At 72.2% G+C, this 20,801-nt stretch carries 19 protein-coding genes and 1 pseudogene; 10 read left to right on the forward strand and 10 right to left on the reverse strand.

Going from position 1 to position 20,801, the window contains the following annotated elements; translation table 11 throughout:
* Positions 1-161: 161 nt before the first annotated feature.
* From AB0N82_RS08115 to AB0N82_RS08130, 4 genes and pseudogenes are all read right to left on the reverse strand, one after another.
* Positions 162-938, reverse strand: a pseudogene (locus AB0N82_RS08115) (class C sortase); the annotation flags it as partial.
* 11 nt (positions 939-949) lie between these two features.
* Entirely contained in the window at positions 950-2,365 is a 1,416-nt protein-coding gene (locus AB0N82_RS08120) for a SpaH/EbpB family LPXTG-anchored major pilin (RefSeq protein WP_363390210.1), read from the reverse strand.
* Positions 2,362-4,806, reverse strand: a complete 2,445-nt coding sequence (locus AB0N82_RS08125; RefSeq protein ID WP_363390212.1) for a SpaA isopeptide-forming pilin-related protein — start codon at positions 4,804-4,806, stop codon at positions 2,362-2,364. Before AB0N82_RS08125 ends, AB0N82_RS08120 begins: the two co-directional genes overlap by 4 nt.
* Positions 4,807-4,980: 174 nt before the next feature.
* Positions 4,981-5,340 (reverse strand): hypothetical protein, encoded by a 360-nt coding sequence (locus AB0N82_RS08130; protein WP_363390215.1) that lies wholly within the window; start codon positions 5,338-5,340, stop codon positions 4,981-4,983.
* Positions 5,341-5,570: 230 nt separating this feature from the next.
* Here AB0N82_RS08130 and AB0N82_RS08135 point away from each other — a divergent pair, with 230 nt between their 5' ends.
* Together AB0N82_RS08135 and AB0N82_RS08140 are read left to right on the forward strand one after the other, a co-directional pair.
* The gene (locus AB0N82_RS08135; RefSeq protein WP_055956168.1) at positions 5,571-5,852 is read left to right on the forward strand and encodes a metal-sensitive transcriptional regulator; all 282 of its coding nucleotides are present in this window, start codon (positions 5,571-5,573) and stop codon (positions 5,850-5,852) included.
* Positions 5,853-5,862: 10 nt separating this feature from the next.
* Positions 5,863-6,192: a heavy-metal-associated domain-containing protein gene (locus AB0N82_RS08140; RefSeq protein WP_363390219.1), complete on the forward strand. Its 330-nt coding sequence runs from the start codon at positions 5,863-5,865 to the stop codon at positions 6,190-6,192.
* Positions 6,193-6,220: 28 nt separating this feature from the next.
* Here the strand turns inward: AB0N82_RS08140 and AB0N82_RS08145 are convergent, their stop codons facing one another.
* A complete protein-coding gene (locus tag AB0N82_RS08145) occupies positions 6,221-6,511 on the reverse strand; it encodes a hypothetical protein (protein ID WP_363390222.1) in 291 nt (96 codons plus the stop codon).
* A gap of 100 nt (positions 6,512-6,611) precedes the next feature.
* The gene (locus tag AB0N82_RS08150) at positions 6,612-7,163 is read right to left on the reverse strand and encodes a helix-turn-helix transcriptional regulator (RefSeq protein ID WP_315994977.1); all 552 of its coding nucleotides are present in this window, start codon (positions 7,161-7,163) and stop codon (positions 6,612-6,614) included.
* A gap of 157 nt (positions 7,164-7,320) precedes the next feature.
* On the opposite strand from AB0N82_RS08150, the gene AB0N82_RS08155 reads away from it, so the two are divergent.
* Genes AB0N82_RS08155 through cydC form a run of 4 tightly spaced genes read left to right on the forward strand, consistent with a single transcriptional unit; the run spans position 7,321 to position 13,210 of the window.
* Positions 7,321-8,760, forward strand: a complete 1,440-nt coding sequence (locus AB0N82_RS08155) for a cytochrome ubiquinol oxidase subunit I (RefSeq protein WP_315994978.1) — start codon at positions 7,321-7,323, stop codon at positions 8,758-8,760.
* Between the two features lie 17 nt (positions 8,761-8,777).
* On the forward strand, positions 8,778-9,803 hold the full coding sequence (gene cydB, locus AB0N82_RS08160) for a cytochrome d ubiquinol oxidase subunit II (RefSeq protein WP_315994979.1): 1,026 nt from the start codon (positions 8,778-8,780) through the stop codon (positions 9,801-9,803).
* A 15-nt stretch (positions 9,804-9,818) separates the two neighbouring features.
* Complete coding sequence (gene cydD / locus AB0N82_RS08165) at positions 9,819-11,528, forward strand: thiol reductant ABC exporter subunit CydD (protein WP_363390227.1); 1,710 nt, start codon at positions 9,819-9,821, stop codon at positions 11,526-11,528.
* Positions 11,525-13,210, forward strand: a complete 1,686-nt coding sequence (gene cydC, locus AB0N82_RS08170) for a thiol reductant ABC exporter subunit CydC (RefSeq protein ID WP_363390230.1) — start codon at positions 11,525-11,527, stop codon at positions 13,208-13,210. Before cydD ends, cydC begins: the two co-directional genes overlap by 4 nt.
* 113 nt (positions 13,211-13,323) lie before the next feature.
* Here cydC and AB0N82_RS08175 read toward each other — a convergent pair whose 3' ends face one another.
* Genes AB0N82_RS08175 through modA form a run of 3 tightly spaced genes read right to left on the reverse strand, consistent with a single transcriptional unit; the run spans position 13,324 to position 16,015 of the window.
* Positions 13,324-14,487 (reverse strand): ATP-binding cassette domain-containing protein, encoded by a 1,164-nt coding sequence (locus tag AB0N82_RS08175; protein ID WP_363390233.1) that lies wholly within the window; start codon positions 14,485-14,487, stop codon positions 13,324-13,326.
* Positions 14,484-15,260 (reverse strand): molybdate ABC transporter permease subunit, encoded by a 777-nt coding sequence (gene modB / locus AB0N82_RS08180; RefSeq protein ID WP_363390236.1) that lies wholly within the window; start codon positions 15,258-15,260, stop codon positions 14,484-14,486. The genes AB0N82_RS08175 and modB overlap by 4 nt, the downstream gene beginning before the upstream one ends.
* Entirely contained in the window at positions 15,257-16,015 is a 759-nt protein-coding gene (modA, locus tag AB0N82_RS08185; RefSeq protein ID WP_315994984.1) for a molybdate ABC transporter substrate-binding protein, read from the reverse strand. The genes modB and modA overlap by 4 nt, the downstream gene beginning before the upstream one ends.
* 162 nt (positions 16,016-16,177) lie before the next feature.
* On the opposite strand from modA, the gene AB0N82_RS08190 reads away from it, so the two are divergent.
* The gene (locus AB0N82_RS08190; RefSeq protein WP_363390240.1) at positions 16,178-17,017 is read left to right on the forward strand and encodes a helix-turn-helix transcriptional regulator; all 840 of its coding nucleotides are present in this window, start codon (positions 16,178-16,180) and stop codon (positions 17,015-17,017) included.
* A gap of 173 nt (positions 17,018-17,190) precedes the next feature.
* Positions 17,191-18,105, forward strand: a complete 915-nt coding sequence (locus AB0N82_RS08195; RefSeq protein ID WP_363390243.1) for an SDR family oxidoreductase — start codon at positions 17,191-17,193, stop codon at positions 18,103-18,105.
* Between the two features lie 18 nt (positions 18,106-18,123).
* Here AB0N82_RS08195 and AB0N82_RS08200 read toward each other — a convergent pair whose 3' ends face one another.
* Complete coding sequence (locus AB0N82_RS08200) at positions 18,124-18,519, reverse strand: TOBE domain-containing protein (RefSeq protein ID WP_315994987.1); 396 nt, start codon at positions 18,517-18,519, stop codon at positions 18,124-18,126.
* A gap of 275 nt (positions 18,520-18,794) precedes the next feature.
* Between AB0N82_RS08200 and moaA the strand changes: the two genes are divergently transcribed.
* Entirely contained in the window at positions 18,795-20,015 is a 1,221-nt protein-coding gene (gene moaA / locus AB0N82_RS08205) for a GTP 3',8-cyclase MoaA (protein WP_315994988.1), read from the forward strand.
* Positions 20,012-20,794, forward strand: coding sequence for a HesA/MoeB/ThiF family protein (locus tag AB0N82_RS08210; protein WP_363390247.1), 783 nt, complete (start codon positions 20,012-20,014; stop codon positions 20,792-20,794). The genes moaA and AB0N82_RS08210 overlap by 4 nt, the downstream gene beginning before the upstream one ends.
* Positions 20,795-20,801: the final 7 nt, after the last annotated feature.

Here is a 20,801-nt window from a genome sequence, read left to right on the forward strand (position 1 = left end):
GCGCGGGAACGTCGGGCGCGGCGGGCCCACCGCATCGCGCGCGCCGCGACCACGAGCCAGCCCACCGCCGCCGGGGCGAGGACGGCGAGCCACCAGGGCGGAGGCAGGGTGGTCCGCTCCGGAGCCCCCGTCTCCGGAGCGTCCTCGTCGGCGATGCGCTCCGCGTGCACGACGAGGCGATGGGTGTTGATGCCGATGGGCGTGCAGGTCACGAGGGAGACGAGGTCGCGACCGTCTTGTACCGCGAGGCGCGAGATGTCGGTCGGCAGCACCACGTCGGAATCTGTCACCCGATACCGCAGGGTGCGCCCGAGGACGTCGACGTCGACCTCGTCACTCGGGTGGAGCTTGTCGAGGTCGGAGAGGAGCGTGGCGTCGGGGAGGCCCGAGTGGCCGGTCAGGACCGCGTGCGTCCCCGGCCCGCCGACCGGCAACGACGAGCCGTAGAGGTGACCGAGCCCGCGGTCGAGGACGTCGGGAGTCGATCCGTGGAAGACGGGCAGATCCACGGCGATGGCGGGGATGCGCACGCGGGCGATCACGCCGTTCGGGTCGAGGGAGAGCTGCGAGAGGTAGCGCGCGGCGGCGGCGTCGACGCCCGGCTTCCCGGCGTCGTCGCCGAAGGGGTCGATGAGCAGGCCCGTGGCCTCGCGGAGGTTGTACTCCCGCGCCGCGGAGAGCGACTGGTCCACGACCTGTCGATCGGCGGCATCGACCACCTGGGCGTATCCCTCGACGACCGTGTTGGTGCGGATGAGGTCGAACCAGCTCGCGGTGGGGGGATACATCATCACCGCCACCCCGATGAGGGCGGCTGTGGCGAGCAGCAGATCGTGGCGGGCGCGTCGCGCGCGGGTGCGCAGGGTGCGCGCCGTCCGAGACGGCACCGAGGAGGGCCCCGGCCGCCGACCGGCGTCCGAGACCCTCCCGGTCTTCATGCGAGGGCCGCTCAGGCCCGGCGACGCGCCCGGCGCACCAGCACGACACCGAGGGCGAGCACCACCAGTGCGCCTCCAGCCGCGGTAAACGCCGCGCCCGTCGATCCACCGGTGAGCGGGAGGGTGAACGGCGGGATGGGCGAGTCCGCGATGTCGGCGACGTTCGGCGACGTGGTCGATCCGACGGCCACGGTGATCTTCACCGGCTGAGCGAGCTTCTGATACCCGGTGGGGGCCGTGGTCTCGACGAGCCAGTAGTCTCCCGTGCGCAGCCCGGCGACCTGGACGGAACCGTTCGCGCCGGTGGTCGCGCCCGTCACGACGGCCGTCGCGCCCGCGGTGCTCGGGTCGACGGCGTAGACGTCGAAGACGGCGCCGGCCAGCGTCTTGGTGCTGTCGCCGGTCACGTGCTTGACGACGCGCAGGGCACCCCACGTGGAGGGAGTCGGCGTGGAGCTGGTCCCGTGCGTGTGCTGAGGATCGTTGATGTACGCGGTGGCCGTGTTGCTGATGGTGCCGTCACCGATCGAGAGCACGGTGGTGTCGATCTCGACGATCACTTTCGCCGTGCTCGCCACGCCGTTGAGCGTGGCGAGCCCCGAGGCGGTGAGCGAGACGACGACATCGCCGGAGGTTCCGACGGTGGGCGCCGTCAGCGTGTAGTCGCGCGGCGTCGCGAGCGTCGAGGTCGTCGACCCGTCGACGAGCGAGACGGTGGTGCTCGAATAGCCGAGACGACTCTCGAGCGTGTCGCTGATCTCGTAGGACGAGATCGAGGTGCCCGCCGGCGCCTTGGAGACGTCGTTGGTGATGGTCCACGGGAGCGTGTCGCCGATCACGTGCGCTTTGCTCTCGTCGACGGTCTTCGTGAGGCGCGAGACCGCGTTCTTCGGGTAGACGTGCACGTCGTAGTTCCACGCGCCGTTGGCCGGCTGCGGGAGCGCGACCAGGAAGGGGACGGCGGGCGAGACCACCGACGACGTTCCGGGGGCGGTCTCGCGCACGAGGTACAGGCCGATCCCCACGGCGGGGGACGTCAGCGTGATCTCACCCGCGCTGTCGGTGGTGCGGACGATACCCGTGCCGAGCGTGTGCGTGGCCGTCGAGCCGTACACGTCGGCGACGGTCAGCGCGCTCGCGGTCGCCCAGCCCGTGTCGGTCGTGAGGTCGACGTCGGTGACCTTCTGCACGGTGAACTCGACATCCGCGAGCGGGGTACCACCGGGGTTGGCGATCTTCGTTCCGTCGTTCGTGCCGAGGGTGCCGGTCGCGGGCTGCTCGAACTTGTGGATCGTCAGCGAGACCGAGGCGGAGGTGTCGATATCGGCCGACGAGGCATGAGCCGGTGCGGCCGCGGCCAGGAGTGCGGCCGCCACCCCCGCCGAGGCGAGGAGTCGGAGCCGGCGCGAGAACCGGGTGGTGGTCATAGTCCTTCTGCTTTCTGAGTATCGATGGATGTCGGTGTCGGAGGAGAGGATTCGGAAGCGGATGCCGCCCCGCGGCGACGCCGCGCGCGCACCCACAAGAGGGCGGCCGACGCCATCAGGACGGCCCCGGCGCTCGTGAAGGCGATCGTGCCCGGGCCTCCCGCCGACGGCAGTGCCACGACGCGGGCGTCCCAGATGCGCAGCGTGCGCGAGGCGGTGTCGTAGGAGACGAGCGGGTCGCTGGTGGAGCCGAGGTCGATCGCGCCGTCGGGGTGGGCGGCATCGTGACGCACGGCGAAGGCGATGGGGGCGACGAGAGGCGCGTACCCGCTCGGTGCCGCCGTCTCGACGAGCCAGTACGACCCCGGCGCGATGTCGACGAGGGAGAACCGGCCGGGCTGAGCCCCCGCCCGCAGCACTCCCGCGACGGCGGCTCCGGGATGCCCGTGATCGTCCGCGCGGAGGTCGAACGCCGCGCCGTCGAGCAGTGCCGGCGCCGCCTGTGCGCGGTCGCTGTAGGAGTGCTTCTCGATGTCGAACGTCAGGATGCGCTCGTCGGTGACGTCGGCCATTGTGACGTCGAGGCGGGAGGCACCGATCGTGAACGAGGTCGACGCGGTGGCGAGGTGGTACCCGTCGGGAGGCGACTTCTCGGTCAGCGTGTACGTGCCCCAGGACAGACCCGTGACGCGGAACACGCCGGGACGCGCGTCGGTGTCGGCACCGGAGTACCCGGTCTGACCCCGGTTGTCGTCGATGACGGTGGTGACCCCACCGGGGGCCGTGAGAGTGAAAGCCGCACCCCCGATCAGCGCTGCGCTCACGCTGTCGGTCTTGCGCCAGGTCACCGATCCCGCTTGGTCGGCGTTCGTGAGGGTGCACGTCATGCGCTGGCCGTCGGCGAGCGCCACCGTGCGTCCGGATCCCAGCGCCACGCTGGTGCCCGCGGCATCCTTGCAGAAGGTGGCCGTCAGCGTGTACCCGGGTCGGCCGACCTCTCCGAGCGTGTAGGTACCGGGCTCGAGCGGTTTCGCCTGGCCGGAGGTGAACGTCGTGGCGCTGGATCCGCGAGTGGCCGTGAGCTGCCACGCGGAGGCGTCGGCCGGCGCACCGTGCTGGATGTCGAACACCTTGACCATCGTGAGCTTGGGCTTCAACACGTTCGTGAAGCGGCAGGTCACCTTGGACCCGCGGTCGTCAGTCGAGCCGGAGGTGGACGGGATGGTCGCGGTGGCCGTCGTCCCCGCCCCGGAGGACAGTGGCACCGTGCCAGATGACCCGGGAATGCTGGAGGTACACGCCCAGCTGGTGCGGTAGTCGGTCAGGTCGGTAGTACCCGCGGCCGTTTCGACGACCGTGTAGGTCTCGTTCGCGAGGACCGGGAGCGGGCCCACCTGCTCCTGCTGCACGCCGGAGGCGGATCCCGTTGTCGTCGTCTGCAGCACCGTCGACGCCCCGCTCGAGAGCGTCAGGCCGAACTGGTCACCGGGCGCATTGCGGGCATCCACACTCGTCGTGGTGGTCAGGGTGGGCGGCGCGAGACAGCTCGCGAGGTCGACGCTGTTGGACAGGCTGGTCGTCACGGTCGACTTCTTCGCCCAGGTGGTGGGGTCGAACTTCGCGATCGTGGTCAGATTCCCGAGATAGGCATAGCCGGCGCTGTCGAAATCGAGACCGTTCGTCCCCGCCAAGCCGCTCTGAAAGGTCGTGGCTCGCTGGGAGGGGATCTCGCCCGCCGAACCCGATGCGGCGGCGGTAGCGAGGGCAGAGGCGGTGACGACGACCAGGTTCGTCTCGTTGGTTCCACCGCGGACGATGAAGAGATCTCCGTCGTTGTCGAAACTGAGGTCGCCGTTCGCCGTCCCCGTCGAGGACGAGACGCCGGTCCACACGTATCCGAGAGCGGCGAAACCGTTCGTCGCCGCTCGATAGACATAGAGCTGGAAGCGAAACTCGTCCACTCCCGCATGCGGCGCCGCCTCGAAGCCCCCGAAATAGAGGTCGCCGGTCGGGAGATCGATCGAGGCGCCGAGGACGTTGCCGTTGAGGCTCGCTTTGTACCTGTAGGCGGTGCGTGCGAAGCGGCCGGACGGCGGGTCGTAGGTGAGGACGGTGACGTCGTTCAGCGACCCGTTTCCCCCTGCGCGGTCGAGTGCCAGCACCCGCGTGCCGCCCACCGTGACGCCCAGCCCGTTGACCGAGTTGCTCTGAGGCCACGTGCCGAGGGAGCGGGTCGAACCGTCGGGCGCCACCTCGACGAGCTCGCCCCCGAGGGTCACCGCGTACTCGTAGCCCGGGGTGCAATGCAGCGACGATGATGCCGCCGTCGCCGGACTCGCGGATGCCCCTGCCGCGGCGGCCCCGAGCACCAGCAGCAGGGCCAGCAGGCACGCGATCGCCCTCCACAGGCGTCGTTCGGGCGTGACGGACGGGATGGACATGGTCTCCTCGGGCGATGGAGGGTCCGATGGATGCCGGAGCAGCCGCCCGACGGAGCGCTACGGCGCGGGACCCCGTGGGGAGTCTGCCCAATGCATGCGTGCTCTCCGCCTCATCGAGACTTTTTCTCGCCTCCTCCCCGCCCGATTAGGGAGGTCGACATCACCCGGCGTCAGCTACCACCCGTACGTGTTGAACCACTGACGCCGCCGATCCGCCTCGGCCCGCGTCTCATCGCCCCGCCAGCTGTCGTGCCGAGCGAGTCGACCGTCGATCGAGGCGACGAACGCCCAGCACACGGGACACAGTGCCCGCCCGCCCGGAAAGCCGTCGGGCAGGGCGGGCGCGGGTTCGGCCGGTGAGCCCGCACCGGGGCACTCGGGCGGATCGGCCTGCAGGTCGCTCCAGAGCAGACGCCCACCGGTGCGGTGGTGAAGGCCCCGGTGCCCGTCCTCACGAGTGCAGATCTCGCCGTTTCGTCGGCTGAGGCACAGCCTCCGGGCGGCGCCCGGGAGCGCTGCCAGTGTTCGCGTCATCCTTCGATTCTCGCCGCTGCGAGCGCAGCGGGGGCAGGTGCGGGATGCGCACGGGGCGGTGGGGTCCGGTGGGGAAAGGTTCGGTGGTCATCGCCGACCACCACCGGTCTGACGAAAAAGCATGTCGACCTCCTGATGCTTCGACTGTCCGCCAATGGGAGCCGTGCGCCGAGGGGGTTGACACCGCACGAGACGGTGCTAGGCATACCCCACGGGGGTATCATCGAGGCATGCACGGATACGAGGGCAACAAGGACGACCTCCTCAAGCGCCTGCGTCGGGCGGAGGGGCAGGTGCGCGGCATCGCCCGCATGGTCGACGATGACCAGTACTGCATCGACATCCTCACGCAGGTGTCGGCGGTCACGAAGGCCCTCGAGAACGTCGCCCTCTCACTCCTCGACGATCATCTCTCGCACTGCGTCGCCGAGGCGGCCGCGCAGGGCGGGCCGGTCGCCGAAGAGAAGTTGAAAGAAGCAAACCAGGCCATCGCGCGCCTGGTCCGTTCCTGAGGAGGACACCATGTCGGAACAGCGCATCGAGCTCGGCCTCACGGCCGCCGCCCCCGCCGGTGGGGGCTGCGGCGACGCCTGCGGCTGCGGCCACGCGGCAGCGGCATCCGCTCCCGCCGCCGCGGCGGCGACGGACGAGTTGCGCGTCGAGGGCATGACCTGCGAGCACTGCGTGCGCGCCGTCACCGAGGAGCTCTCCTCGCTCGTGGGCGTCGGCGTCGTCGACATCGCCCTGCAAGCGGGCGGTACGTCGGTGGTGCGCATCACGCGCACGGAAGACGTCACCGACGACGACCTCGCCGCCGCGATCGACGAAGCGGGTTACTCGCTAGCCCCCTGACGCCGCGAGCGCGAGAGACCGCCGAGGCTCAGAGCACGCGACGCACGAGGGCGTCGACGGCGGAGTGGAACGTGAGGTGCTGCGACACCTCGACCGCGCGGTCGTACCGTGCGCCGCCGAGGGCCACGAACACCGCACCGACGACCTCGACGTATCCGACGATGTAGCCGCCACGGGCGACCTCGTAGAGGTCGAGGTCGATTCGCGTCCAGGGGATCTCGGTAGGCGCCGGTGGGGCGACGACGGTGTCGATGGGGGCCGCCGCGCGCGCCGCGCCGATGAGCGGACCCCGGCGGCTGAGCGGTGCTTCCATGACCATGTGAGAACTCCTTGGCTCATCTGGGGTGCTCTCAGCGTGCACGCTCTCCCGATGCCTCGTGCCTCCCTTGACGAAACCCTCCGCCGGGGCTACGCGAGCCTTACACCGTAGAGCGGGCGGGCCGACCGCGACGCGGGCGCTCCTCGGACAGACCGAAGGGCACGGCTGCGGCGGTGAGGCGGGCGACCTCGTCGAGCCATCGCAGGTCGGCCTCGAGCCGCGCCTTCCGGGCCGCTCGAACGATCGCCGCGGGAACGGCATCCGCGTCGGCGACCTCTGCGTCGCTCGCGTCCAACGCCGCTCGGACCGCGGCACGCTGCACCGAGAGGATGGCATCGACGTCGGCACCCGGGAGGGTCACGGCGAGCGCGATCTTGAGGGCGACGTCGTCGCGGCCCTCTGCGAGGGAGGCGGTGGTCAGCCAGGCGCGCGCCTCGGCGCGGCCCGCGGCGGTGGGCCGCCACAGCACCCGCGCCTCGTCGTCGACGCCCGCCCCCTCGACGAGCCCGTCGCGCTCGAGTCGCTCGAGGGTCGTGTACACCTGGCCGACGTTCACGCTCGCCCCGGTGCGCCTCTCGTACTCGGCGCGCAGCTGGGAGCCGTAGCAGACGCCGCGATCGAGGATCGCGAGCAGGCTCTGACGCACCGACATGCGGCCTCCGGACCGGTTCGCAGGGAAAAGACTTTCCCGGTAAGTCTCAGCGTAGACCGACGAGGTGGTTCGACGCCGAATCATCGCCGGGCGGCGCGGGAGGGCCCGGCGTAGCATGTGGTCTGACCACATAATCCGGTTTGATCGGAGGCTCCCGATGGAGTGGCTCGACCCCCTGGCTCTCGCCCGCTGGCAGTTCGGGTTGACGACCCTGTACCACTTCCTCTTCGTTCCGCTTACGCTGGGGATGTCGCTGATCGTGGCGGTCTTCCAGACCGTCTGGTACCGCACCGGTGACGTGCGATGGCTGCACCTCACCCGCTTCTTCGGGAAGATCTTCCTCATCAACTTCGCCATGGGCGTGGTGACCGGCATCGTGCAGGAATTCCAGTTCGGCATGAACTGGTCGGCCTACTCCCGCTTCGTCGGCGACGTCTTCGGCGCCCCGCTCGCGTTCGAGGGCCTTCTCGCCTTCTTCCTCGAGGCGACGTTCATCGGCCTGTGGATCTTCGGGTGGGACAAGCTCCCCCGTCTCGCCCACCTCGCGAGCATCTGGATGGCCTCCATCGGCGCGACACTGTCGGCCTACTTCATCATCGCGGCGAATGCGTTCATGCAGAATCCCGTCGGGTATCAGATGTCGGCCGAGGGTCACCGCGCCGAGCTCGTCGACTTCTGGGCGCTGCTGACCAACCCCGTCGCCCTCGCCGCCTTCCCGCACACGATCTTCGCCGGCTGGATGTTCGCCGCCATGGTCGTGGTCGCGGTGTCGGCCTGGCACATGGCCCGCGGCCGCAACACCGACATGATGCGCAAGACCCTGCGGTTCGGCCTGTGGGCGACCGTGGTGTCGTTCGTGCTCGTCGCGATCGTCGGCGACCAGCTGAGCCTGGTCATGGTCGCGACCCAGCCGATGAAGATGGCCGCCGCCGAGGCGACGTTCAACACGGTCTGCGGACAGGACGCGTCGTTCTCGATCTTCACCCTCGGCACCCCCGACGGGACGAGCGAACTGTTCTCGATCCGCGTTCCGTTCCTGCTCAGCATCCTGTCGACGCACTCGCTCGACGGCTGCGTCGAGGGGATCAACGATCTGAACACGCTGTACAGCCAGGAGATGTTCCCGCAGTTCGCCGACCAGGTCGACGGCAACTTCGCCCCCGTGCTGTGGGTCACGTACTGGGCCTTCCGCTGGATGATCGCGCTCGGCGGCATCGCGGCGCTCGTCAGCGTCGTCGGCCTGTGGGTCACGCGCAAGAACGCGAAGCGCCCCGTCGCCGGCTGGATGTGGCGGATCGCGATCTGGACGGCTCCGCTGCCCATGCTCGCGAGCCTCGTGGGCTGGGTGTTCACCGAGATGGGCCGCCAGCCGTGGATCGTCTTCGGTCTCATGCTCACGCAGGACGGCGTCTCGCCCAGCGTCCCGGGGTGGAGCGTGCTCGTCTCGCTCGTCGCCTTCACGCTCGTCTACCTGAGCCTTGCGATCGTCGAGTTCGGTCTCATCGTGAAGTTCGCGCAGAAGGGCCCCGACCCCCTGCCCGACCCGGATGCCGAGCGCGACGACTCCGTCGAGAACACGCCGACCACGGTCTACTGAGAACGCAGGAGAACATCATGGACCTCGCACACCTCTGGTTCTGGATCGTCGCCTTCCTCTTCGTCGGCTACTTCGTGCTCGACGGGTTCGATTTCGGCGTCGGCATGTCGATCCCCTTCCTCGGCAAGGACGACATCGCCCGCCGCCAGATCATCAACACCATCGGGCCCGTGTGGGACCTCAACGAGACGTGGGTGATCGTCGCCGGCGCGGCGCTGTTCGCCTCGTTCCCCGAGTGGTACGCCACGCTCTTCAGCGGGTTCTACCTCCCGCTGCTGGTGATCCTGCTCGCGCTCATCGCTCGCGGGGTGTCGTTCGAGTACCGCCATCAGCGCGACTCGCTGCGGTGGAAGCGCTCGTTCGACCGCATGATCGTGGCAGGGTCCGCCCTCCCCGCGTTCCTGTGGGGCGTCGCCTTCGCGAACATCGTGCAGGGCGTGCCACTGGATGCCGACCACGAATACGCCGGCACCGTGCTGACGCTGCTGAACCCCTACGGCATCCTGGGCGGGCTCACGACCCTGCTGCTGTTCTTCACGCACGGCGTGTACTTCGTCGCTCTCAAGACCGACGGCCAGGTGCGCGCCGACGCCCGGCGCCTGGCGGGTCGGGCCGGTCTGGTCACGATCGCCCTCGCGGCCGTCTTCCTGGGGTGGACCGTCGCCCGGTCCACGCAGGCGCCCCTGTTCCTCGGCGTCGTGGCGCTGTCGGGTGTCGCCGCACTCGCCCTCATCGGCTCGTGGGTCGCCAACTCCCGCGACCGCGAGGGAACCGCGTTCGCCCTCGGGGCCGTGACGATCGTGTCGGCCGTGGCCGCGCTGTTCTTCGCGCTGTTCCCCAACGTGATGCCCTCGACCCTCGACGGGGGCGCGAGCCTCACGATCGACAACGCCTCGAGCACCGACTACACGCTCACCATCATGAGCTGGGCGGCGCTCATCTTCTTGCCGCTGATCCTGGCCTACCAGGGCTGGACGTACTGGGTGTTCCGCAAGCGCGTCACCCGCGCCCGGATCGAGAAGGCCGCGCTCGTCGCGCACTGATCCCCGGACCCACCCATGAAACCCGTCGACCCCCGCCTCCTGCGGTACGCGAGCGCCTCGCGCGGCTACTTCGTCGTCACCGCGGCGATCGTGCTCGCGCAGGCGGGCGTGATCGTCGGCTTCGCCGGGGCGCTCACGCACGCGCTGGTGGGGGCGATCGAGGGGCGGCCGCTCGCCGAGCTCTGGGGATACGTGGGCATCGCGGCATCCCTCGCCGCGCTCCGGGGGCTGCTGATCGCCGCCTCCGAGCGCACCTCGGCCCGCGGGGCGGCGGCGGCGTCGGCGCAGCTGCGCGAGGCGCTCATCGCCGCGGTGACGCGGCTCGGACCGCGCTGGCTCGGTGCGCGCAACACCGCCGCCCTCGCGGTGACGGCCGGACACGGTCTCGAGGCGCTCGACGCGTACTTCGGCCGCTACCTGCCTCAGCTGGTCGCCACCGCGATCACGATGCCGATCCTGATCGGTGCGATGACCCTCGCCGACCCGCTCTCCGGTCTGACCGTGGTGCTGACGATCCCGCTCATCCCGCTGTTCATGGTGCTGATCGGCCTGGCCACGCGCGGGGTGCAGCAGAAGCAGTACCGCACGCTGGGCCGGCTCGCGGCGCGCTTCGCCGACACCGTCGACGGACTCGGGACTCTGAAGGCCTTCGGTCGCCAGCACCGTGCCGCCGACTCCATCGAAGCGATGACGCGCGACTACAAGCGCGAGACGATGACCGTCCTGCGTGTGTCGTTCCTCTCGGGCTTCGCGCTGGAGTTCCTGGCATCCATCTCGGTCGCCATCATCGCCGTGACGATCGGGTTCCGCCTGCTCGCCGGCGACCTCTCGCTGCTGGTGGGGCTGTTCGTTCTCCTGCTCGCGCCGGAGGCGTACCTGCCGCTGCGGCAGGTGGGGGTGCAGTTCCACGCCGCGAGCGAGGGAGTCGCCGCGACGGAGGAGATCTTCGACGCCCTGGACGCTGCCCGCACGACCCCCGACGCGGATGCCGAGACCCCGGCGCGCGGATCCGTCCTCACGCTCGACCGCGTGCGCGTGCGGCGGGAGGGGCACGTGCTGCCGGAGGTGTCGCTGTCGGTCGAGCCGGGCGAGATCGTGCTGGTGACCGGCCCGAGCGGTGTCGGCAAGTCGTCGCTGATCGCGGCGGTGCTGGGTTTCGCGGAGTACGACGGCTCGGTGCGCATCGACGGCGCCCCAGTTTCGCACGCGCGCGGCGCGGTCGCCTGGGCGGGCCAGCGACCGGGGCTCGTGACCGGCTCGGTCGCCGACAACGTCGCTCTCGGCTGCGCGCCCGATCCCCGGCGCGTCACCGCGGCGCTGGCCGACGCGGGGGCGGCGGATCTCGACCCCGGAACGGTGCTCGGGGCCGCTGGCGCCGGGCTCTCGGGCGGCGAGGCCCAGCGCGTCGCCGTCGCCCGCGCCCTGTACCGGGTCCGCGTCACGGGGGCGCCGCTCCTCCTGCTCGACGAGCCGTCGAGCGCCCTGGATGCCACGACCGAGGCGCACCTGTGGACGACCCTCCGCCGCGAGGCCGACGCCGGCCGCGGCGTGCTGCTGGTGTCGCACCGTCTTTCCGCGCGGGCGATCGCGGACCGCGTGGTCGAGCTGCGGCGCGGGTCCGGAGGCTTCGACAGGCTCAGCCTCCTCCGTCCCGACCCCGCAACCGAGGTCCCTGAGCCTGTCGAAGGGACCGGGAGCTTCGTTCCCGAGAGGAGTCACCCGTGAACGGGCGCGTGCGCGGCATCCTGCGCTCGGCGATGCCGTCGCGGCGGCGGTTCGCCCCGGCGCTGCTCGCCGGCTTCGGTACGGCGGCCAGTGCCGTGGCTCTGCTCGCGGCGAGCGCGTGGCTCATCGCCCGCGCGGCGGAGCAGCCGCTGGTGATGTACCTGTCGGTCGCCGTGGTCGGGGTGCGAGCGTTCGCGCTGTCGCGCGGGGTGTTCCGTTACCTCGAACGTCTCAGCGGCCACGATGCGGCGCTGCATCAGCTCGCGGGGGTCCGCGCCGACCTGGTGCGCGACCTCGTGCCGCTGGCCCCCGACGGCCTCGCGCGCTCTCGCCGCGGCGGGCTGCTCTCAAGCGTCGTCGACGACGTCGAGGAGCTTCAGAACCTCCCGCTGCGCGTGGTGCTCCCGCTCGTGACGGCGGCGACCACCGCGCTGGCCGCCGTCGTGTTCACGGCGTTCGTCTCGTGGCCCGCCGCGCTCGCGATGCTGGTCTGCATGCTCGCGGCGTTCGCCGTATCGGTGGCGGTCGGCTGGGCCGCGGGCGCTCGCGCGGAGCGTTCGATCGCGCCGCTGCGCACCGCCGTCGCCGACGCCGTGCACGACCTGCTCACGAATCTCGACGTGCTGACCGCGTACGCAGCGGTGGATGCCGCCCGCGCTCGCGTCCGCTCCGCCGATGCCGCCCTGCGCCGGGCGCTGGTGCGCCGCGGAGGCGCCCAGGGACTGACCTCGGGCGCCGTCTCGGTGCTCGCCGGCGTCGCCTCTCTCGCGGCGCTGCTGGGCGCCGCCCCGGCCGTGACCGGGAACGACCTGACGGGTCCGGGGCTCGCCGTCGTCGTGCTGCTGCCGATGGCCGTGTTCGAGGTGTTCGGACCTGTCCCCCTCGCGCTCGCGTCCTGGCGGCAGGTGCGCGCCGCCGCAGAGCGGATCGCGGATGCCGTGCCCGAGCGCATTCCCGACGGCCTCCCCCGCGACGAGCCCGCACCGACGGGCCGGGCGCCCGCGCTCGGCGAGGGGATCGAGCTCCACGGTGTCGGGGCGCGGTGGCCGGCACGATCGGACTCCGACGCAGACGCCGGACGGCTGGAAGACGTCGACCTGCGGGTCGGCCCCGGCGAGCGCGTGCTCGTCACCGGCCCGAGCGGAGCGGGCAAGACGACGCTGGCGCACGTGCTGGTGCGCTTCCTCGACTACGAGGGATCGTTCCGCATCGGCGGCGTCGACGCGCGCGGACTCTCGGGAGACGACCTGCGCCGCACGATCGGTCTGATCGAGCAGTCGCCGTACCTGTTCGACGAATCGATCCGGCAGAACCTCCTCTTCGCCCGCGACACCGCCACCGACGCCGACCTGTGGGTGGTGCTGTCGCGCGTGGGCCTGGCCGATTGGGCCCGGGAGCGCGGTGGTCTCGACGCCCGCGTGGGCGATCGCGGCGGGCTCGTCTCCGGCGGGCAGGCCCAGCGCCTCGCCCTCGCCCGGGCGTTGCTGCGCGGCTTCCCCGTGCTCGTGCTCGACGAGCCCACGGCGGGCGTCGACCCCGCGGCATCCGATGCCCTGCTCGCCGATCTGCTGGGGGCCGTCCATCGCGATCAGGCGGTGGTGCTCGTGTCGCACGTCGACGTCCCCGCGGGGCTGGTCGATCGCGAGGTGCGGCTGGAGGGCGGGCGCGTCGTCGCGGACTGAGCCACCGCAGGCCCCCGCCTCGCGCCGCGATCGACCCGGCCGAGTGTCCCGGACACGCCGGGAAACGCGAAGTCCAGCGGCGCGTCCTGGACACTCGACGGAGAGAAACCCGCTCAGGATGCCGCGACGAAGCGCACGCGGTCCGGAGGAACGCTCCATCGCACCGTGTCGCCGGGGCGGAGCGCCGCGGCCTCGGCCGCCGGCACCTCGGCGACGCCGGAGTCCATCACGACGCGCACCCCCGTCGGCGTGGGCTCGAGGTGCGACACCGTCGCCGTGGCCCCCTCGCCGAGCCGCGCGTCGGCTGCGCGGAAGACCGCGGCCAGCGCACGCCCCTCGGTCGACGCGAGGGCGAGGGAGGCGGCATCCGTCGAGGTCAGCCGCAGCCCCTCCCGCACGAAGTCCCCGCGCTGCGCCGCGCCCACGAGCCGCTCCACACCCGCGATCTTCGCCGCGACCTCGGTCGCCGGGGCCGCGAGCACCTCGGGCACCGGCCCGTCCTGCGTCACCCGGCCCCGCTCGACGATGAGCAGCCGGTCGGCGAGGGCCGCGGCATCCACCGCGTCGTGCGTCACGGCGATCGTGGTCACCCCGGCCAGCCGATCGCGCAGCATCGAGCGGATCTCGGACGCCGTCACGGCGTCGAGCGCGACGAGCGGCTCGTCGAGCAGCACCACCCGCGGTTGCGCGGCGAGAGCCCGCGCCACGGCGACGCGCTGCTGCTCCCCGCCCGACAGCTGGGCGGGCCGACGCTCCCCCGTGTCGGGCAGCCCCACGCGGCGGAGCCAGTCGTCGGCATCCGCACGGGCCATGGATGCCGGCACCCCGGCGGAGCGCGGACCGAAGGCGACGTTCTCGCGCGCCGTGAGGTGCGGGAACAGTCGCGCGTCCTGACTCAGGAGCACGATGCCGCGGTGCATGGGGGCGGTGCGCAGACGCGGCGCACGATCGAGCACGCGCGCGTCGACGGCGATCTCACCCTCGTCCAGAGGAGTGAGTCCCGCGAGGGCGGTGAGCAGCGTCGACTTGCCCGCGCCGCTGCGGCCCATCACGGCGATGGTCTCCCCCGGGGTCGCATCGAGGGCGACGTCGACGGTGAAGTCGCGACGGCGCACGACGACGCGGGCGCGCAGGGCGGCGGCATCCGGCAGCGGCATGCGGCCGTCGCGCGACGCGGTGGTGCCGGCATCGCGCGGTCCGGGGCTCCCTCGGCGCCCACCCGCTTCGTCGGCGTCGCGCCGATCACGTCCGGGCTTGCCGGCATCCGGAGTCGTCATCGCCCCACCCCCGGGCGCCAGCCCCGCACCAGCAGCAGCACCGCGACGGCGGTCACCAGCAGCAGCAGCGACAGCGCGACAGCGGTGCCCTGCGAGACGCCCGCCCCGTTGAAGGCGGTGTAGATCGCGAGCGGCATGGTCTGCGTGACGCCGGGGCGGTTGCCCGCGAAGAGCGCCGTCGCTCCGAACTCCCCGATCGCGCGCGCGAAGCACAGCACGACTCCCGCGACGATGCCCGGCGCCGCCAGCGGCAGCGTGACGCGCCGCAGGATCGTCGCGCGCGACGCGCCCAGCGAGGCGGCCGTGCGCTCGAACTCCACGCCGGTGCTGCGCAGGGCGCCCTCGACCGCGAGCACGAGGAACGGCAGCGCCACGAACACCTGCGCCAGCACGACCGCCGCGGTGGTGAACGGCAGACCGAGGACGCCGAGCGCCCCGTTGCGCCCGAACAGGTAGAGCAGGGCCACGCCCCCCACCATCGGCGGGAGCACGAGGGGAACGGTCACGAGCGCGCGCAGCACCGCCGCGAGCCGCGCGGGGCTGCGGGCGATCACGAGGGCGAGGGGGATACCGACGACCGCGCACACCACGGTCGCCAGAGCGCCGGTGCTCAGCGACAGGCCGAGAGCCGACAGGGCCGCGGGAGACGTGACATCGCTCCAGAGCGTCCCCCACTCCACCCGGGCGACGAGCGCCGTCAGCGGAACGAGGAGGAAGAGGAGCCCCGCGACGGCCGGCACGACGAGCCAACGCGGGACGAAACCGCCCGTCACGGCGCTCGGAAACCCGCGTCGCCGAGGATCCTCTGCCCCTCGTCCGAGAGCACGAACGCGACGAAAGCGGCGGCGGCGTCAGGGTTCGGGGCCTCGGACAGTGCGGCGATCGGGTAGCGGTTGACCACGGCATCCGCCCCCGCGGGCACGATCGCCTCGACGTCGTCGCGACCGACCACGTCGGTGGCGTAGACCAGGCCCGCGTCGGCCTCGCCGGCGGCGACCTTCGTGAGCACGGCGGTGACGTTCTGCTCGGCGCTCGCGGGGGTCACGGCGACCCCGGCGTTCGACAGCAGCGTCTGCGAAGCAGCTCCGCACGGCACCTCGGGGGCGCAGAGCACCGTCGTGACCCGCGCGAGGTCGGCGAGGCCCTGCACGCTCCCGGGGTTGCCCGTCGGCACGGCGATGACGAGGGTGTTGCCCGCGAAGATCCGCGGATCGGGCGCCTGCGCGGCGACCTTCGCCATGTTCTTCTCGTCCGCCGAGGCGAAGACGTCGGCGGGCGCCCCCTCGCCGATCTGCGTGGCGAGCGTGCTCGAGCCGTCGTAGACCGGGGTGACCGTGATGCCGGGGTTCTGCTCCTCGAACGCCCGCGCGATCTCGTCGAATGACCGCTGCAGCGAGGCCGCGGCGTAGACCTCCACGGTTCCGGACGGGCCGTCGGCGGATGCCGCGGGGGCGGGCGACGTGCCCGCGCACCCGGCCAGGAGGGCGGCGACGGCGACGACGGTGAGCAGACGGAGGGGGCGGGACATGGCATCCTTTCGGCGACGCCGGCGGGCCGCCGCTCCAGTATTCCGTATAAGCGGACTCATGGCCGCGTGAATACCGAATGTGCGGATAAAGCGAGGGGTGGATCAGCGGGTCCTGGCATGGCGACCGCCCACCGGGTAGGAACGGGGGGTGCGAGGAACGACGTGAGCGACCTGACCAGCCTGGGCGATTTCCTGCAGCGCCGACGCGAAGCCCTTCAGCCGGAGGACGTGGGGCTCGCACGAGGCGTGCGCCGTCGTACGGCGGGGCTGCGCCGGGAGGAAGTCGCGCTGCTGAGCCACATGTCGACCGACTACTACGCGCGCCTCGAACGGGGCACCGGCCCCACCCCGTCGGAGCAGATGCTGACCGCTCTCGCCCAGGGGCTGCACCTGAGCCTCGCCGAACGCGATCACCTGTTCCACCTCGCGGGCCACCGGCCTCCCCTGCGCCACGCGGGCACCGAGCACATCAGTCCCGGCATGCTGCGCGTCCTCGACCGCCTCGACGACACCCCCGCCGAGATCGTCACGGAGCTGGGCGAGACCCTTCGCCAGAGCCGCCTGGGTGTCGCGCTGCTGGGGGATGCCACGCTGCGATCGGGGCCCGCCCGCAGCATCGGATACCGCTGGTTCACCGATTCGTCGGCGCGTGCCGCCTACCCGCCCGAGGAACAGGCGACGCTGTCGCGCGTCTACGCGGCGGGTCTCCGCGAGCTCGTCGCCGCTCGCGGACCCGACTCGCAGGTCGCCGCCCTGGCCGACGACCTGCGCGTGCGCAGCGACGAGTTCGCCGCTCTCTGGCTCGCTCACGAAGTCGGCGCGCGACCGCCCGCGATCAAGCGCTTCCTCCACCCCGAGGTCGGCCGCCTCGAGCTGTCATGCCAGACCCTGGTCGACCCCGACCATGCGCACCGCCTGCTCGTGTACACGGCGCAGCCGGGGAGCGAGAGCGCCGAGAAACTGCGGCTGCTCGCGGTGATCGGAGCCCCCGGCGGCCGCTGAGGGGTGGATCCCCGGCGGGCGAGCACCGCGGGCGGGCCGCGCAGACGGTGAGCCCGCTGCGCCCGGGCACCGCCGGTCGCCGAGGGGTGGATCGTCGATCAGCGGCTGAGCGGGCACTGGCCGCCCGGCACCCGGGGGCGCGAGCATCGAGGCACTCCACGAAAGGACCGCCCATGTCTCCCGATTCCCCCCGCCCCCTCCGCGGTCGGCTGGCCGTCGTCACCGGCGCCAGCGACGGCATCGGCACCGTCATCGCGACGCGGCTCGCCTCGCTCGGCGCCGAGGTGGTGCTGCCCGTCCGCTCCCCCGACAAGGGCCGCCGTGCGCTCGACGCCCTGCGCAGGGAGGTCCCGGATGCCGTCGCCTCGACGCGCGCGCTGGACCTCGCCAGCCTCGACTCGGTGGACGCTCTGGCCGCAGGCCTCCGCGAGGAAGGTCGCCCGATCCACCTGCTCGTCAACAATGCTGGCGTCATGACCCCTCCCCGCAGGCGGGAGACCGCCGAGGGGTTCGAGCTGCAGTGGGGCACGAACCACCTGGGTCACGCGGCGCTCACCCTCGCCCTGCTCCCGGTGCTGCGCGCGGGCACAGCGCGCGTGGTGCACCAGACGAGCATCGCCGCACGGCGCGGACGCTTCGACCCCGACGTCATCTCCGCCACCCCCTACGACGCCATGGCGTCGTACGTGCAGTCGAAGATCGCGATCGGACTCTTCGCCCGCGAGCTCCACGCGCGCAGCCGGGCCGAGGGCTGGGGGCTCACCAGCACGCTCGCTCACCCGGGCGTCTCGCCGACCAACCTCCTCGCGGCGCAGCCCGGCGTGGGCCGCGAGCGCGAACTCGGAGCGCGCCGTGTCATCCGGCTGTTGACCCACCTGCGCATCACCGGCACCGTGGCATCCGCCGCCGAACCCGCCGTGCTCGCGGCGACGGCGCCGCTTTCGGACGGCACGTTCTTCGGCCCGTCGCGCCTCATCGGCGGCCCCGCGCGGGCGAGCGAACCGTGGGAGCCCTTCCGCTCCGCCGACGACGCCCGGCGGGTGTGGGCACTGACGCACGAGGCCATCGGGCCGCGCTTCACACCGTGATGACCGGGGCGCCCGGTCTCAGCCCCGGGGCGCCTCCACCGTCACGACCGTCGCCTTGACCGAGGCGACCGCGAGCGAGCCGGGCTCCACCGCGAGGTCGCGCGCGGCCTCGGCCGACATGAGCGAGACCACCCGGTGCGGGCCGCACTGCAGATCGACCTGCGCCATGAGGCCGTCGATCTGCACGCGCGTGACGATGCCGGTGAAACGGTTCCGTGCGCTCGAGGAGACCCCCGTGGGGTCGTCCGGCTCGTCGGCGAGCGCGACCGCGCGTTCGGCGAGGGCGGCGCCGGGGATCTCGACCGGCGACGCCCCCGTCGTGGGCAGCGTCCCCTGATCGATCCAGCGCCGCACCGTGTCGTCGCTGACCCCGAGCAGACGGGCGGCGGTGGCGATACGGAAGGTGTTCGGCATGCGACGACCGTACCCGTCGGCGCCGAGCGCCGAGACAGCATCCTGCTGACAAGTCGGCGACACCCTGCAACCGAGTCGTCAGCAGCATGCCGTCTCACGGCGGCAGGCGTCACCGGCTCCGCACCGCCGGTGACGCCGGAACAGCGCTACGCGCCACCCGCGCCCGCGGCGGCACCCCGATGCAGGTCGCGGTCCCGGCGGCGTCCGCCCGCGGTGAGATCCGCACCCACGCGCCGGACCGCCCTCACCCCTCCGCGCTCGCCTAGGCTCGACCCATGGATGCCGAGGACGCGAGCACGACGCGACGACCGGTCGCCGTGCCCCTCGGCGCGACCGTGACCGCCTCGGGCGCGACGGCGCTGCCCGCCACCGGCGCCCCCGCAGGCCCGAGCGCGGGGCGCACGTCTCACGCGACCGCGCTCCCCGCCACCGGCACCCCGCGCGGAAAAGCCTCGCACGAAGGCGCCCCGCGCGAGGGCGGCCTGCTCGACCGCTTCGGCCGCGTCGCGACCGACCTGCGCGTCTCGGTCATCGACAAGTGCAACCTGCGCTGCACGTACTGCATGCCGGCCGACGGGATGCCGTGGCTCCCTCAGACGCAGCTCATGAGCGCCGACGAGATCCGCCGCATCGTGCGGGTCGCCGTCCGCTCGCTCGGCGCCGAGGAGCTGCGCATCACCGGCGGCGAGCCCCTCGTGCGCAAGGATCTCGAGCACATCATCGCCGGCATCCGCGCCGACGCCCCCGATCTGCCCATCTCGATGACCACGAACGCCGTCGGCCTCGACCGGCGCGCCCAGGCGCTCAAGGATGCGGGCCTGACCCGCCTGAACGTCTCGCTCGACACCCTCCACCCCGAGACGTTCGCCGAGCTCACCCGGCGCCCGCACCTCGACAAGGTGCTCGCGGGTCTGCAGGCCGCTCGCGCAGCAGGCCTCGGGCCGATCAAGATCAACGCGGTCCTGCTCGCGGGCGTCAACGACACCGAGATCGTGCCCCTCGTCGACTGGGCCGTGTCGAACGGCTTCGAGATGCGCTTCATCGAAGACATGCCCCTCGACGGCGACCGCTCGTGGAGCGCCACGAACGTCATCCCCGCTCGCGACATCCGCGCCGCCATCGAAGAGGCCTTCACGCTCACCGCCGACCCGCGCGGCCGCGGAGCCGCTCCCGCCGAGCGCTGGGAGGTCCGCCGCCCCGGCGAGACCGCCGTGGCCGGGCACGTCGGCATCATCTCCTCGGTCACCGAACCCTTCTGCGCCGCCTGCACGCGCACGCGCGTGACAGCCGACGGCAAGGTGCGCTCGTGCCTGTTCTCGCACGAGGAGACAGATCTGCTCACGGCCGTCCGCGACGGCGCCGACGACGAGGGCATCGCCCAGATCTGGCGGGATGCCATGTGGGCCAAGCCCCGTGCGCACGGCTCCGACCGCGTCGGTCTCGCGCGTGCCGACTTCGTCCAGCCCGAGCGCACCATGAGCGCGATCGGCGGATGAGGCCGCTCGTCGAGCCGGTGGCATCCCTCGCCCCGGAAGAGCTGATCCGCACCGCTCGCCATGCCGTCCTCGCGGCCATCGGCGAAGAGGGACAGCGGAGGATCGCGGCCGCCCGCATCGCCGTGATCGGCGCCGGCGGGCTCGGGTCCCCCGTGCTGCTCGCCCTCGCCGCCGCCGGGGTGGGCGAACTCGTGATCATCGACGACGACACGGTCGAGCGCACCAACCTGCAGCGGCAGCTCGCGCACCGCGTCGACGACATCGGCACCGCGAAGACCGCCTCCGCCGCGCGCGCCGTGCGTGATCTCTCGCCGCTGACCGTCGTCCATGAGCGAACGGTACGGCTGACCTCCGACAACGCCGTCGCGCTGCTCGACGGCGCTCACCTCGTGATCGACGGCAGCGACACCTTCGAAACGCGCGAGGCCGTCGCCGCCGCCGCCGAGCACCTCGGCATCCCCCTCGTCTGGGGTGCGGTACAGGAGTGGGCCGCGCAGGTGACGGTGTTCTGGTCGGCCCCGCCCGAGGGGCACTCCCCCGTCGTGCTCGGCGATCTGTTCCCGACGGGGTCCGCCGGCGAACCGCCGACGTGCGCCCAGGTGGGCGTGCTGGGATCGCTGTGCGTGCAGGTCGGCGGCCTGCTCGCCACCGAGGCGATCAAGCTCGTGACCGGCGCCGGAGAACCGCTGCTGGGCCGCCTCGTCGTGATCGACGCGCTGCGCGCCCGCCACGACGTGATCCCGCTCACCCCGGCCGCCCGCCCCGCGGCCGGATCCTGACCACGGA

The sequence above is a fragment of the Microbacterium sp. NPDC089186 genome, assembly GCF_040685115.1.
Taxonomy (GTDB): Bacteria; Actinomycetota; Actinomycetes; order Actinomycetales; family Microbacteriaceae; genus Microbacterium; species Microbacterium galbum.